Here is a 14,032-nt window from a genome sequence, read left to right as displayed (position 1 = left end):
CAGGCCGCGCCAAGCGCTCCGCCGGAGCTGCCACGAAGTGCTGCCGAGTTCCGTGAAACCATCGTGACCGGGCGAGGTTCCCCGCGCCCTTCGCAGCGCTCCCGAACCGCAGCACTTCGCCTGACCTGCGCGCCCGTCCGCAATTCTGATCGTCCGCCTTACCGCAGCCCGCCGCGCTGACCGGCAGTTCGTCACCTCGCGTTCGTGGCCGCTCCCGTCGGCCGGGCGCCCCGACACCCTGCAGATGCGGTTCGGAAACATCCACGACAGATCCTTGACACACATAGAAACGAGTCATATGTTCCCGGCATCCCTCCATTGAAGCGTTTCAACGCACCGCACGCCGAGGAGCACCTGTGCACAAGACCCCCAGAACCCGCCGTATCACCCTCCTGGCGACCGCTGCCACCACGAGCCTGCTGCTGAGCGCCTGCGGCGGCGGGAGCACCTCGGGCAGTGACGTCAAGGAGTTCACCCTCACCATCAACGACGACAACCACATCGTGCAGCAGGAGCTCACTGCCCTGGGCAAGGGCTCGTGCGCGTCACAGAACAAGGCTCTGCCGCTGAAGATCCAGACGCTGCCGATCGGCAACGTCGACCAGAAGGTGCAGCTTCTCGCCGGCCAGAACGCCCTGCCGGTGCAGTTCGCTGCGGGAGGCACACCGCAGCTCACCAAGACCCTGGACAAGGCCGGGCAGGTCCTCGACCTGGAGAAGACGCTCAAGGACCTCGGCGTCTGGAACGACCTCCAGCCGGCCGCCGTCAAGACCGTCGAGAACCTGTACGGCAAGTTCAACGTGATGCCCTACCAGTTCAACATCGAAGGCATCTGGTACAACAAGAAGCTCTTCGCCGACAACGGCATCGCCGTCCCGACGACGTACGATCAGTTGGTCGCGGCGGCGGCGAAACTCAAGGGCGCCGGTGTCACCGCGTTCTCCGCGGACGGGAAGGACGGCTGGCCCCTCACCCGTCTGGTCAGCGGCTACATCTACCGCGCACTCGGCCCGGACGCCCTGCAGGCGGTGGCCGACGGCAAGGCCAAGCTGACGGACCCCGCCTACGTGAAGGCCGCACAGGCCATCGCCGACCTGGGCAAGGCGGGCTACTTCGGCAAGGGCGTCGGATCGATCGACTACGACACCGCATCACAGCAGTTCCTGACCGGCAAGGCCGCCATGTACTACATGGGCAGCTGGGCGCTCGGCGACTTCAACGACCCGGCCAAGAACAAGATCGGTGCGAACAACGTCGGCTTCATGCCGTTCCCGGCCGTCGCGGGCGGCAAGGGCAGCGCGGACCAGATCCCGGCCAACGTCGGCCTCCCGGTCGCCGTCTCCGCCAAGTCCTACAACGCCGAGGTCGGCGACTGGCTCTCCTGCATCACCAAGAACTACGGCGCCGCCTCGCTGAAGGACCAGGGCACGGTCTCCGGGTTCAAGCCCAACGGCGACACCGGCACACTGCCTCCGCTCACCCAGACCGTCCAGGACACCATCACCAAGACCAAGACCAGCACCCTGTGGTTCGAGGCGCTCTTCAACACGAAGGCGACAGAGACCAGCCAGACCAACGCCGCGCCGCTCGTCAACGGATCCATCTCGGCCAAGGACTTCATGCAGAAGATCCAGGCCGACCTCGACAACGGCTGACACCCCGCACCACCGTGATCCGCACCAACCCCCCTTCGTGAGAGAGCCGACATGCGTTCCGTTCTGGGAGACCGCCGTGCCATCGCCGTCCTGCTGGGTCCGGCGTTGCTGGTGTACACACTGGTAATGCTGGTACCGATGGGCTGGTCCCTCGGCTACACCTTCTTCAAGGGCAACGTCATCGAGGGCTTCACCTTCGGGGGGCTCGGAAACTTCGACAAGCTCTGGCACGACCCGCAGGCGCACTCGGCCCTGTGGTTCACCTTCAAGTACGCGATCGCGGTCAGCGCCGGGCAGGTCCTCTGCGGGTACCTGCTCGCACTGCTCTATGTGTTCGTCCTGCGCAAGTCGTCCGCGGTCGTCCGTACCCTGGTGTTCTTCCCGGTGATCCTTCCAACGGTCGCCGTGGCCCTGATGTTCCAGAAGCTCTTCGCCGTCGCGCCGCAGAACGGCCTGGCCAACGTCGCCCTCGAAGGGCTCGGGATCCACCACGGCGACTGGTTCGCCGGCGCGGGCGGCTCCTTCATCGTCCTGGTCGTCATGGACGTGTGGCGCTCCATGGGCTTCTACGGCGTCCTCATCTTCGCCGGGCTCCTCGACATCCCTGACGAGACGCTCGAGTCGGCGCGGATGGACGGGGCCACCGGATGGCGGCTGATCCGGCACATCGTCCTGCCGCTGTCCGCGCCCGTGCTGCTGTCGTCGGTCGTGTTCAGCATCAACGGCACCCTCAAGGTGTTCGACTCGGTCCTCGCCCTGACAAACGGCGGGCCGGGCAGCGACACGACGCCCCTGACCCTCTACATGTTCCGCACCGCGTTCTCCTACGGCGACTACGGCTACGGCAGCACGATCGCCTCGCTGCTCACCGTCGTCTGCCTCGGCGTCACCCTCATCATCTTCCGCTTCTCGCGCCGCGACCTGACCAAGGGCTGAACCTCCATGACCGACACGATGACGGCACCGCGGCGGGAACTCCTGCCCAGCCCGCGGCCGCGCACCGTCCGAGGGCGGGCGTATGCCCGGCGCCTGACGCGCAACCTGCTCGTCGCACTGCTGGTGGTCGTCGAGGTGACTCCGCTGCTGTGGCTTGTGCTGAGCTCCTTCAAGACCCAGTCCGAGTTCGTGAACGACCCCGCCTGGTCGCTGCCGGGCAAGTGGGACCTCCAGAACTACGCCGACGCCTGGACGAGCGGGAACGTCGGCCTCTACATCAGCAACAGCCTCCTGGCCACCGTGCCCTCGCTCGCCCTCATCATCGTCCTCGGCACTGCCGCCGGCTTCGCCCTGGAGGTCATGATCTGGCGCGGACGCCACCAGGTCCTCCTCGTCTTCCTGCTGGGCATCATGGTGCCGAGCCAGATGATCCTGCTGCCCCTGTTCCGGGTGTACTTCCAGAGCGGTCTCTCCGGCACGATGTGGCCGCTGATCATCACCTACACCGCGGTCGGCCTTCCGCTCACCGTCTTCATGATGGCCACCTACTTCCGGGCGGTCCCGCGCGAGATCTTCGAGGCCGCCACCCTCGACGGGGCGAGCATGCTCACCGCGTTCTGGCGGATCGGATTCCCCGTCGTCCGCAACGCCGTCTTCACGGTCGCGCTGGTGCAGTTCTTCTTCATCTGGAACGACCTGCTCGTCTCACTCACCTTCACCACCGACGACAGCCTGCGCACCATCCAGGTCGGACTGCTCAACTTCACCGGTCAGTACGGAGAGACGGCGTACGGACCGCTGTTCGCCGCGATCAGCATCAACGTCGTCGGCGCCCTGGTGCTCTACCTGCTGATCAACCAGCGCATCATCAAGGGCCTGACCGCCGGCGCGGTGAAGGGATGAGCGACGAGCGGATACCTGCGGTGGCCATCCCGACCGCGGAACATCACCGGGAGCCGTTCGGCATCGGCGAATCGTCGCCCCGGATCTCCTGGAAGACCACAGCACCCGCCGGCTGGACGCAGCACGCGTATGAGATCGAGGCCACCCGCGCCGACGGGACGCACCGCACGGGCTGGCTGACCTCCCAGGACTCCGTGCTCGTCCCCTGGCCCCTGCGGCCACTGACGTCCCGGGAAGCCTGCGAGGTCCGGGTGCGGGTCCGCGGAACCAACCAGGCGGCCAGCGGCTGGAGCCCACCGCTGCGGATCGAGACGGGCCTGCTGACACCGACGGACTGGACGGCCCGGGCGATCTCGCCGCACGAGCCACACCGGTCGGACAGGCCGGACGCCGAGCGCCGACCGCCCCTGCTGCGCAAGGAGTTCGCCGTTGCCACGGACGTCGAGCGCGCACGGCTGTACGTCACCGCCCACGGCCTGTACGAGATCGAGATCAACGGCCGACGGGTTGGCGACCACGCCCTCACGCCCGGCTGGACGAGCTACCACCACCGGCTGCGCTATCAGACCCACGACGTCACCGACCACCTGCGTGCCGGTGGCAACGCCCTCGGGGCGTGGCTGGCCGACGGCTGGTACCGAGGGCGGCTGGGCTTCGGCGGCGGCCACGCGGATCTCTACGGCGACCGGATCGCGCTCATCGCCCAACTGGAGATCGTCCACCGCGACGGAACCGTCACCGTCGTCGGCACCGACACATCCTGGCGCGCCGGTCGGGGCCCCATCCTTTCCTCGGGACTGCTCGACGGCGAGACCTACGACGCGCGCGAGGAACTGCCCGGCTGGTCGAGTCCAGGGTTCGACGACGGCGACTGGTCGCCGGTGCACCTCGTCGACCGGGACCCGGCGACTCTGGTCGCACCCAGCGGTCCGCCGGTGCGCTGCACGCAGGAGATCACCCCTGTCCTGGTGACCGCTCTCGACGCCGACCGGCTCCTGGTGGACTTCGGGCAGAACCTCGTCGGCAGGGTCCGCATCACCGTGTCCGGTCCCGCCGGGCACACGGTCGTCATTCGCCACGCCGAGGTGCTCCAGGACGGAGAACTGTGCGTGCGCCCCCTGCGCGACGCCGTGTCCACCGACCGCTACACCCTGCGCGGCGGCGCACCCGAAACCTGGGAGCCGCGCTTCACCATCCACGGATTCCGGTACGCCGAGATCACCGGCTGGCGCGGCAGCGGCGACCCGGACCGCGACATCGTCGCCCGCGTCCATCACACCGACATGGCCCGCACCGGCTGGTTCGAATGCTCCAACGAGCAGGTCAACCGACTGCACGAGAACGTGGTGTGGAGCCTGCGCGGCAACTTCGTCGACCTTCCCACCGACTGCCCGCAGCGTGACGAGCGGCTCGGCTGGACCGGCGACATCCAGGTCTTCGCGCCCACGGCCGCCTTCCTGTACGACTGCCACGGCATGCTCGCCTCCTGGCTGCGCGACGTCGCCGTGGAACAGCACGACGACGGGACCGTCCCCTGGTACGTCCCCTCGATCCCGGGGGGCGAGCAGTGGACCCCCGCCCGACCGGGCGCCGGCTGGGGCGACGTCGTGGCACTCACTCCGTGGGACCTCTACCGGGCCTCGGGCGACACCGCTCTGCTCGCCGCCCAGTACGAGAGCGCACGGCGATGGGTCGACCTCATCACCGAACTCGCCGACGAGTCGGGCCTGTGGAATCGCGGCTACCAACTCGGCGACTGGCTCGACCCGTTCGCACCGCCGGACGACCCCGGAGCCGGCCGTACCGACCGGCATCTCATCGCCACGGCGTACTACGCCTGGTCGCTGCGGCATGTGGCATGGACCGCAGACGTCCTGGGACGTGAAGACGACCGGGACCGCTACGGGGAACTCGCGCGACGAATCCGGCAGGCGTTCGCCGACGCGTACGTGCTGCCCGGCGGCCTGATGACCAGCGACACCCAGACCGCCTACGCCGTCGCCCTCCAGTTCGACCTCCTCCTCGACGAGGCAGCCCGAACCGCCGCCGGACGGCGCCTGGCCGAACTGGTCACGGCGGGCGGGCACACCATCCAGACCGGATTCATCGGCACCCCGCTGGTGGCACCCGCGCTGAGCACCACGCACCATCACGACACCGCCTACGCCCTGCTCCTCCAGCAGGAGTGCCCCTCGTGGCTGTACGCGCTCAAGCACGACGCCACCACCATCTGGGAACGCTGGGACAGCATGCTGCCCGACGGCACCGTCAATCCCGGCGAGATGACCTCGTTCAACCACTACGCCCTCGGCGCCGTCGCACAGTGGCTGCACAGCACGGTCGCCGGGCTCAACGCGGGTACGCCGGGCTACCGCGACATCGTCTTCCGCCCAAGACCGGGCGGCGGCATCACCTGGGCGAGCGCCGCCCACGAGTCGCCGTACGGTCGCGTGGCGATCCGATGGGAGCTGCGGGAAACGGATCTCACCGTCGAAACGACCGTGCCCACGGGGGCCACCGGACGGATCGAGTGGCCCGACGGAGGCGTAAGCATGCTGCCGACCGGGACCACCACCACCCGACGACCGTATCCCGGCTCCGACTCACACTGATCCGTCCATGATCCCGGGCCGAAATGCTGCCGAAAACCGGCCCACACACCCGGCAGGTGACTGTCCTTCGCGTACGCAGCGGAGCCGCCCTCCAGGAGCCGGCAGTACCCACTGACCCGCGGCCCACCGCGAGCCAGGACGAACCCGTCCTGCCGGTTGGCACCAACACCACAGCGAAACAAAGGAGTCTCGCATGAGCAGCCATCACGCCACCGATGAGTCCCGCCCGGAGATACGCAGACATCGTCAGCGTTCCGTCCTCGCCACGATCGTGGTTGCCCTCCTGACCGTTCTCGGCTTGATCACGACTTCCCCCGCACAGGCACTCAGCGGTGACGTCCGTATGCACGACCCGAGCGTCATCAAGGTGGGCAGCTGCTACTACGGCTTCTCCACCGGATTCGAGAACGACTCGCTCAACCCCAGTGGATCCATCACCATCCGCAGGACGTGCGCCGGCACCGCGGCATCCGGATGGACCAAGGTGGGGAACGTCTGGGAGTCGACCCCGTCCTGGATCACCAGCGCGCTGGGCTCGACCCCGCCGAACATCTGGGCCCCGGAGATCAAGTACTTCAACGGCAAGTACCACCTGTACTACGCCGGTTCCCGCTGGGGCACCAACTACGCCGTAATGGGCCTGGCCACCGCCACGAACATCGAGGGCCCCTGGACGGACCAGGGCATGGTCACGGACGTCAACTACCCGATCGACCCCAACGTCGACTGGGGCCCGGACGGCCGGCTGTACATCTCCTGGGGCTCCTGGACCGGCTCCGGCACCTACATGCACGTCCTGGACGAGTCCACCGGAAAGCTGTCCACCACCGACCACAACCTCTGGCACATCTCCGTCGACATCGAGAACCCGACGATCATCCTCAACGGCGGCTACTACTACCTCTTCGGTTCGAAGGGCCTCTGCTGCAGCGGGACCAACAGCACCTACTACACGGTGGTCGGACGGTCCACCAGCATCACCGGCCCCTACCTCGACCAGAACGGCACGAACATGGCCTCCGGCGGCGGAACCACCGTCCTCACCGGTGCATACCCGAGAGTGGCCGCGGGCGGAGCCGACGCCTACGACGACGGCTCGTCCAAGTTCCTCGCCTACCACTACTACGACGGCGACAACTCCGGCCGGGAGGCGCTCGACATCCGCCAGGTGACCTTCGCGAACGGCTGGCCCGTCATCGCCGGTCCGCTCGGGGCCGCGAACAACCACCTGCTGAACCGCAACAGCGCCAGGTGCGCGGACGTCTGGTCCCTGAGCACGGCGGACGGCGCGGCGGTCAACTCCGGCACCTGCAACTCCGGCGCCAACCAGCAGTGGGTGCCCACCGCGGTGGGCTCCAACTATGAACTGGTCAATGTCAACAGCGGCAAGTGTCTGCAGATCTCCGGCGCCTCCACCGCCGACGGCGCGGTGGCCGTTCAGTCGACGTGCACCGGGGCCGCGCACCAGCTGTGGACGAGGACCGCGGTGATCGGCGGCTACGTCACCTTCACCAACGTCAACAGCGGCAAGTGCCTCCAGGTAGCCGGGGCGTCGACCGCCAACGGCGCGGCCCTGGCCCAGGCGACGTGCACCGCCGGCGCGAACCAGCAGTGGATGGTCGTCTGACGCGCAGGGCAACCGCCGACCGGCGGGAACTCCGGGCGGGCCGTGCACCTCGGCCTGCCCGGAGTCGACACTAGCGCGGGATCACTGACCGCCACGTCGCGCGACAGCGACGGGGCTGTGATGATCGGTTCCACCTGCGACTACCCCCTGCTGTTCGCTGTCGGAACCGTCGGCGTCGCGGCCGCGGCCTTCGCCCTCACAGCGGACTTCGCCCGGCTGCTCCGCGTTGGGACAGCCTACCTTCCGTCGTCGGGACGGACTTTCGCCCACCACCGGGCGCGGGCGCGATCCGCTGGCCGCCCTCGGCCTGATCCTGGCCGCCGCCACCGGTATCGCCGCCGCGCTCACGCCGCCCAACGGAAGAAGAGTAGGCCGGATGCGAAACGCACCGGCGCTGCCTCGAGCGCAACGTGCACGGGTGTGCTTCAGCGGCCTGCCGCGTTGCCGCTCCTTCACGTGTCGCCATCTGCATGGCCCGGTCGTCCGCGCAGTGAGATCGCAGCGGCCCAGAGGCGGGACAGGTGATCGACGACTTCATTCTCGTCGAGTGGTTCCCTGAGCGAGTACATGATGTGTGCGACCTGCTCGACCATGGCGCCGAGGGCGATGGCGGTGAGCCGGGGATCGAGGCTCGGGTCCGCCAGCCCTGTCGCCTGCATGCGCCGGAGGCCTTCCTCGCCACGGGTGACGTACAGCTCCCGGACCTCCAGGACCATCTCGCGCATGGCTTCGTCCGAGTCAGCGCCCTGCTCGACCATGCGCAGCACCTTGGAAGCTTCGGCCCAGGCGCGCAGATACCGGCGGTTCGACTCGACGATACGTGTGTACGGGTCGTCCGCCGTTGCCGACGAGACGAGGCTGGCGGCGAACATCTCGCCGGCAACGGCACGTACGAGGGTGCGCAGGAGGTCTTCCTTGGATTCGAAGTAGGTGTAGAACGTGCCGTAAGAGACGCCTGCGGCCTGGGCGACCGTCTCGGGGCTGAAGCCGGGCAGCCCACTCTGCTCGAGGATCTCCCGCCCTGCCGAGATCAGCGCATCACGTGTGCGCCTCCCCCGGGTCGTCGCGGAGCTCACCGCGTTCAAGACGCTTGCCGTCTCCCGGCTCACGGCCCAGCACGAGGAGATCGAGCGTCTGCGGAAACAGGCCGCCGTGATCGGCACCGTCCGTCGCCTGACCGCCGCCGGCAGCGGGACGGCCCCCTACGGCTCCAGCAGTTGAGGCCGTCTCGGCCCGGGTGTCCGTGCGGCCCGCAATCACGTACGAGGACAAGCCGAGCATGTAGGAGGGGCCTATGACGGGCATCTGGGTTCTTACGCAGCCACCGGCGGCACCCTGGCGAAGAAGATCGAATGGCTGCAACAGAACAACAAGATCGAAGGCCGGCTCCTGGACTGGGCGACTGCCCTGCGGTTCGTCGGAAGTGACGGAGCTCATGGCGACGCGGTCAACCGGCAGGACGCTGAAGACGCCCTGACATTCACCGAGGCACTGCTGGAACATATCTATGTGCTGACGGTGCAGTACGAGAAGTTCTCGGAGCGTCGCCAGAAGAAGGCGGCGAAGAAGTCTGCACCTGCTCCGCGAAGTCAGGCGGCTCTACCGACTTGATCGGGTTGATCGAGCCATTCGTAGGGTTGGGTCACCCAGGGGTGCTGGGTGTTTGTGTCCTGAACGTGGATGGAGCTGGTTATAGGAGCAGTTCTTGAAGTGATGCTGTGCGGAAGATGAAGGTTATTGGCCCTTCGGAGTCGCCCTGCGGGGGGAGGCTTCAAACCACCTCGTGCTGCGTTGGCTGAAGACCGTCGTGGTGAGCGACGAGGAAAAGGCGTCGTAAGAGGCGTCAGGTGGGGACCGGGAAGACGAACGCAAGTGAATCGCTGCTGACGTGTCGTAAGAGCCAAATCTGACATCAAAACCGGGGTGTATACCCAATCCCGGGATGAGTCTGGCGGGTGCCCGTTTACTGGCCAGGTGGTGTCCGGCATGCAGGCGACGTGAGCCCGGTCTGCGGCTTCCGCATGGAACAGGAGAAGGCGCGTCTTGCCGCTGCTCGTCATTATGGCGGGTGAGAGGGAGTGTCCCAAGCAGCTGAAACTGCGAGGGATCGAGTACCGAGGCCGGACGCGCCGGCGGACCGGCTCGTAGTAGTGGTGAAGCTCCTGTAACGGGGGTGGAGCGAAGGGGCCGGGTCGTTCGTGGCTGAGTTGATCGCGTCAACCGGGCTGTGCTCGGGAGGAATTCGGTGGACCAGTTGAAGTCACAGGCCAAGCCATTTGATATTTCGAAGTGGGAAGTCAAGGAGGCGTGGGAGGACGTTAGGGCGAACAAGGGTGCTCCCGGAGTGGACGGTCAGTCCATCGACGAGTTTGAGAAGGATCTGAAGAGCAACCTCTACAAGATCTGGAACCGGATGTCGTCGGGGTCTTACTTTCCGCGGCCGGTGCGCTCGGTGGAGATTCCCAAGCCGCAGGGCAGAGGTACGAGGGTTCTTGGAATTCCTTGTGTGGCTGACCGGGTGGCGCAGACTGTGGTGGCCAGGCATCTCATGCGTCGGGTGGAACCTGTATTCCATCCGGATTCGTATGGATACCGGCCCGGTCGGTCGGCGCTGGACGCGGTCGCACGCTGCCGGGACCGCTGCTGGAAACGGAACTGGGTCATCGATCTCGATGTCGCCAAGTTCTTCGACAGCGTCCGGTGGGACCTCCTGGTCAAGGCGGTGGAAGCCCACACCGATGCCGTATGGGTGATTTTGTATGTGCGGAGGTGGCTCCAAGCGCCGATGCAGCAGCCCGACGGCAGCCTGCTGGTCCGAGACCGGGGAACCCCGCAGGGGTCGCCGGTCTCGCCCGTGCTGGCGAACCTGTTCATGCACTACGCGTTCGACACCTGGCTGACCCGGGAGTATCCCGGTGTCTGGTTCGAGCGCTACGCGGACGACGCGGTCATCCACTGCGTCACCGAGCGGCAGGCCGCAGAGATCCTGGCCGCGCTGATGGACAGGATGGAACAGGTCGGGCTGCGTCTGCATCCCGACAAGACCCGGATCGTTTACTGCCAGGACGGAAAGCGCCGAAACTCGTATGAGAACACGGCGTTCACCTTCCTCGGCTATACCTTCCGCGCCCGCAGGAGCCGGGACAAGAAGGGGGAGAGCTTCCTCTCTTTCGACCCGGAGATCAGCAAAGAGGCCCTGAAGAGGCTCAGTGCGGAGGTCCGTTCCTGGCACCTTCACACTCGGGCCGACCTCTCCTTCCAAGATCTCGCCCGGTGGGTCAACCCACGGGTGGCGGGATGGATGCAGTACTACGGCCGCTTCCGGCGATCGGGGCTGGATCCCCTTCTGACGCGCATCAACGCCTACTTGGTGCGATGGATCCGCAAGAAGTACGAACGGCTCAGGGCGAAGCGAAAGGCCATCGCAAAAATGGAGGAGATCGCCAAGCGGTATCCCCGCATGTTTGCGCACTGGCCCTGGACCACCGCCTCGGCCTGGTGACCAGGACGGCAGGAGCCGTGTAACGAGAGATCGTTCCGCACGGTTCTGTGAGAGCCGAGGGGTGAGATTCCCCTCGGCTACTCGGCGGCTATCAGGCGGCTGCCGTCTCGTTGTTTCCCTGGCTTCGCCGCCCAGCGCCCCACGACGACTCGGCCGCCGATGAGGAAGTGCGAACAAGTCGCTGTGTAGAGCAATGCCGGCGAGGTCGTCCGTGGCACGAAGAACGGGAATGCGAACGTCAGGAGCACGATGAGCCGGATATGGGCGGGGATCGACAGCGGCAAGGGCCATCACCACGGCCTTGTTCTGGACGCGGAGGGCAAGACCCTGCTGTCGCGGCGGGTGGCCAACGACGAGCCCGAGCTGCTGAAGCTGGTCGGTGACGTCCTGGACCTGGCCGACGGCCGTCAGGTCACCTGGGCCATCGACATGACCGGCGGCGAACCGGCACTGCTGCTGGCCCTGCTGGTCAACCACGGCCAGGAGGTCCTCTACATGCCCGGCCGGCAGGTCAACCGGGCAGCCGAGGGCTACCGCGGTGAGGGCAAGACCGATGCCCGTGACGCCTACGTCATCGCCGACCAGGCCAGGATGCGTCGCGACCTGCGGCCCATCCGCCCCGGCGACGAAGGCGCCATCGAGCTGAAGCTGCTGACCGGATGCCGGGCAGACCTGGTCGAGGACCGCACTCGCGTCGTCAACCGCCTGCGAGGCACCCTGCTGAGCATGTTCCCGGCTCTGGAACGGGCCCTGGACGTGACCAACACCGGACCGCTCAAGCTGCTGACGGGCTACCAGACCCCGGCCGCGATCCGCCGGGCCGGTGTCACGCGACTTGCGACCGACACCGCACCCGTCGGTGCCTGAACCACCTGCTCGACCTGCTCGTTCTCCACGGCGGTCTCCGTCATCAGACGCATCTCCTTGATCATCAGATCCGCCGTTGATTAGACACTTCCCCCAGTTGTCGTGCACCCCCGAGCGGCTCAGCCCGCATATCCCTATGGGTCGGCCTGGGCCTGGCTGTGTCGTGTCGGCTGCTGCTGCTTGGCCACATGACGCCAAGGGTATTTGTACACGCCTGCAGATCAGGCCCGCACCTCTGCCCCTTACACATCGCTTACACGACGCCAATTCACCTAAAGCGTAAAGTAAGTCCAAAGTGGGAGTAAAGCATCCAGGGAGGAAAACCTCCCTCCCACAGGACATGAGACTGCTGTCATGCTGACCGAACGAGAGAACGCGAAAATTTTCGCGGCCTCGATTTCGGCGCCCCGACGCCCCTCGACGGCAATGCAACACCCACTCGGGTCTCGCACCCTAAGGAGCAGCAACAATGAACCTCTGACAACGGTCGGAGCGCGGATCGTCGACAGCACCGAGATACGGGCCCCACGATCGGACGCCGAGACGCCGAGACGCCGAGACGCCGAGACGCCGAGACGCCGAGACGCCGAGACTCAGGGGCACCGGGGCCTGGGCAGGCAGACCGGCGGCCGGGTGGTGACACCGCCGCCGTCCTCGCCCTCTCACCGCCAACCATGCACAAGCTCGCTGACACGGCTCCTTCCGTCGTCGGCGCATCCGCCGGGAACGGCGTGATGCCTCCGCGCCACGGATTTCACGGCCGGGATCCGCCGCGCGCCGAGCGGACGGCGGCAGCACCGTCTTGACCCCGTGCTCTTCGAGGGGGACGGGACGGCTCACTCCACGACCTCCCCGCAGTCAGGACTGTCGGGCTTCACAACCCCCGCTCAGACGTCGACTGTTCACCGGGGGGACGGTAAGCACTGATACGAACGAGAAAGCGGAAGACGATGAACGAACACGCGACGCCGGGCACGGAGACCACCCTCAACGCCCACACCGACTATCTGATGGGAAGCTCCGACTTGGAGCACCGGCGTCTCATGCTGCAGGGACGGATCCTGCGTCCCTCGACAGAGCAGTTCCTGCACCTGGGTGGTCTGAGGCCCGGCATGTCCGTCCTCGACCTCGGTTCGGGGATGGGCGACATCTCGATGATGGCCGCCTCGATGGTGGGGCCGCGCGGCCGGGTTCTCGGCCTCGACCGCGACCCGGTGATCACGGAGAAGGCCCGCCGCAGGGCGTTGACCGAAGGCTTCGACGGGAGCCTGGAATTCGAGGTCACCGACCTCGACGATTTCGACACGGACGAGCGCTTCGACGCTCTGGTGGGCCGCTTCGTCCTGCTGTACCAGAAGGACCCCGCCGCCACGCTCCGCCGGTTCACCCGGTTCCTCAGGCCGGGCGGGATCGTCGTGTTCCACGAGATTGACTTCACCGTGCAGAACCCCAGTTGGCCGCCGAGCCCCCTCTGGGACGACAGCTACCGGCTGCTGGCCGACACGTTCCGGGCCAACGGCACACCGCCGGACTTCGGCCGCCGTCTGAACCGTACATTCCTCGATGCCGGACTGCCCGCTCCGACGGTCGAATGCCGGGCCCCGGTCGCAGCGGGCAGTGACTCGCCGCTCGTCCCCTGGCTGGCGTACACGCTGCGCGTCCTCGAACCGGCGCTGGCGGGAGTGGGCCTGTCCCTGCCTGCGGGCCTCGTCGCCGACGACACCCTGGAGGACCATTTGGCGAAGGCCGTGCAGGAACAGGGCAGCCAGATCCTGGGGGCGTTGCAGTACGGCGCCTGGACCCGAAAGCCGTAAGGCTACGGGTAGGTGGCGTCCCGCCACCTGCAACGTCGCTGCTTTTAGCCGTGCGCTGTCTGAGGCGCCTGGTCATGAAGCCCCTGATCGGCATGACCACCCTGATCCTGGGAGAA

General features: G+C 66.9%; 9 protein-coding genes and 1 pseudogene. 9 read left to right on the top strand and 1 reads right to left on the bottom strand.

Translation table 11 applies throughout. The features are described 5' to 3' along the window. Positions 1-356 precede the first annotated feature (356 nt). The 5 genes from ACW4TU_RS04540 to ACW4TU_RS04520 all read left to right on the top strand — a co-directional run bounded on the left by ACW4TU_RS04540 (position 357) and on the right by ACW4TU_RS04520 (position 7,733). On the top strand, positions 357-1,655 hold the full coding sequence (locus ACW4TU_RS04540) for an ABC transporter substrate-binding protein (RefSeq protein ID WP_457424863.1): 1,299 nt from the start codon (positions 357-359) through the stop codon (positions 1,653-1,655). Between the two features lie 51 nt (positions 1,656-1,706). Next, positions 1,707-2,591 (top strand): carbohydrate ABC transporter permease, encoded by an 885-nt coding sequence (locus ACW4TU_RS04535; protein WP_033530253.1) that lies wholly within the window; start codon positions 1,707-1,709, stop codon positions 2,589-2,591. 6 nt (positions 2,592-2,597) lie between these two features. Then, the gene (locus tag ACW4TU_RS04530) at positions 2,598-3,494 is read left to right on the top strand and encodes a carbohydrate ABC transporter permease (protein ID WP_457424861.1); all 897 of its coding nucleotides are present in this window, start codon (positions 2,598-2,600) and stop codon (positions 3,492-3,494) included. After that, positions 3,491-6,106: a family 78 glycoside hydrolase catalytic domain gene (locus ACW4TU_RS04525; RefSeq protein WP_457424859.1), complete on the top strand. Its 2,616-nt coding sequence runs from the start codon at positions 3,491-3,493 to the stop codon at positions 6,104-6,106. The genes ACW4TU_RS04530 and ACW4TU_RS04525 overlap by 4 nt, the downstream gene beginning before the upstream one ends. Positions 6,107-6,299: 193 nt before the next feature. Then, on the top strand, positions 6,300-7,733 hold the full coding sequence (locus ACW4TU_RS04520) for a family 43 glycosylhydrolase (RefSeq protein WP_457424857.1): 1,434 nt from the start codon (positions 6,300-6,302) through the stop codon (positions 7,731-7,733). A gap of 452 nt (positions 7,734-8,185) precedes the next feature. Here ACW4TU_RS04520 and ACW4TU_RS04515 read toward each other — a convergent pair whose 3' ends face one another. Next, positions 8,186-8,809 (bottom strand): TetR/AcrR family transcriptional regulator, encoded by a 624-nt coding sequence (locus tag ACW4TU_RS04515; protein WP_457424855.1) that lies wholly within the window; start codon positions 8,807-8,809, stop codon positions 8,186-8,188. A 229-nt stretch (positions 8,810-9,038) separates the two neighbouring features. On the opposite strand from ACW4TU_RS04515, the gene ACW4TU_RS04510 reads away from it, so the two are divergent. The 4 genes and pseudogenes from ACW4TU_RS04510 (at position 9,039) to ACW4TU_RS04495 (ending at position 13,916) form a co-directional block, all read left to right on the top strand. Then, complete coding sequence (locus tag ACW4TU_RS04510; protein WP_457430703.1) at positions 9,039-9,344, top strand: DUF4145 domain-containing protein; 306 nt, start codon at positions 9,039-9,041, stop codon at positions 9,342-9,344. A 634-nt stretch (positions 9,345-9,978) separates the two neighbouring features. Continuing rightward, positions 9,979-11,235, top strand: a complete 1,257-nt coding sequence (gene ltrA / locus ACW4TU_RS04505) for a group II intron reverse transcriptase/maturase (protein WP_457424853.1) — start codon at positions 9,979-9,981, stop codon at positions 11,233-11,235. 249 nt (positions 11,236-11,484) lie between these two features. Beyond that, positions 11,485-12,078: pseudogene (locus tag ACW4TU_RS04500) on the top strand (IS110 family transposase); the annotation flags it as partial. A gap of 974 nt (positions 12,079-13,052) precedes the next feature. Further along, positions 13,053-13,916 (top strand): class I SAM-dependent methyltransferase, encoded by an 864-nt coding sequence (locus ACW4TU_RS04495; protein WP_457424851.1) that lies wholly within the window; start codon positions 13,053-13,055, stop codon positions 13,914-13,916. Positions 13,917-14,032: the final 116 nt, after the last annotated feature.

The organism is Streptomyces kryoterrae, assembly GCF_054072135.1.
This window is presented reverse-complemented; position numbering and strand designations above follow the sequence as displayed.

Bases quoted from the DNA above. Each gene is read 5' to 3' on its own strand.
- ACW4TU_RS04535 (WP_033530253.1), top strand. From the start codon at position 1,707: ATGCGTTCCGTTCTGGGAGACCGCCGTGCCATCGCCGTCCTGCTGGGT.
- ACW4TU_RS04530 (WP_457424861.1), top strand. From the start codon at position 2,598: ATGACCGACACGATGACGGCACCGCGGCGGGAACTCCTGCCCAGCCCG.
- ACW4TU_RS04525 (WP_457424859.1), top strand. From the start codon at position 3,491: ATGAGCGACGAGCGGATACCTGCGGTGGCCATCCCGACCGCGGAACAT.
- ACW4TU_RS04520 (WP_457424857.1), top strand. From the start codon at position 6,300: ATGAGCAGCCATCACGCCACCGATGAGTCCCGCCCGGAGATACGCAGA.
- ACW4TU_RS04495 (WP_457424851.1), top strand. From the start codon at position 13,053: ATGAACGAACACGCGACGCCGGGCACGGAGACCACCCTCAACGCCCAC.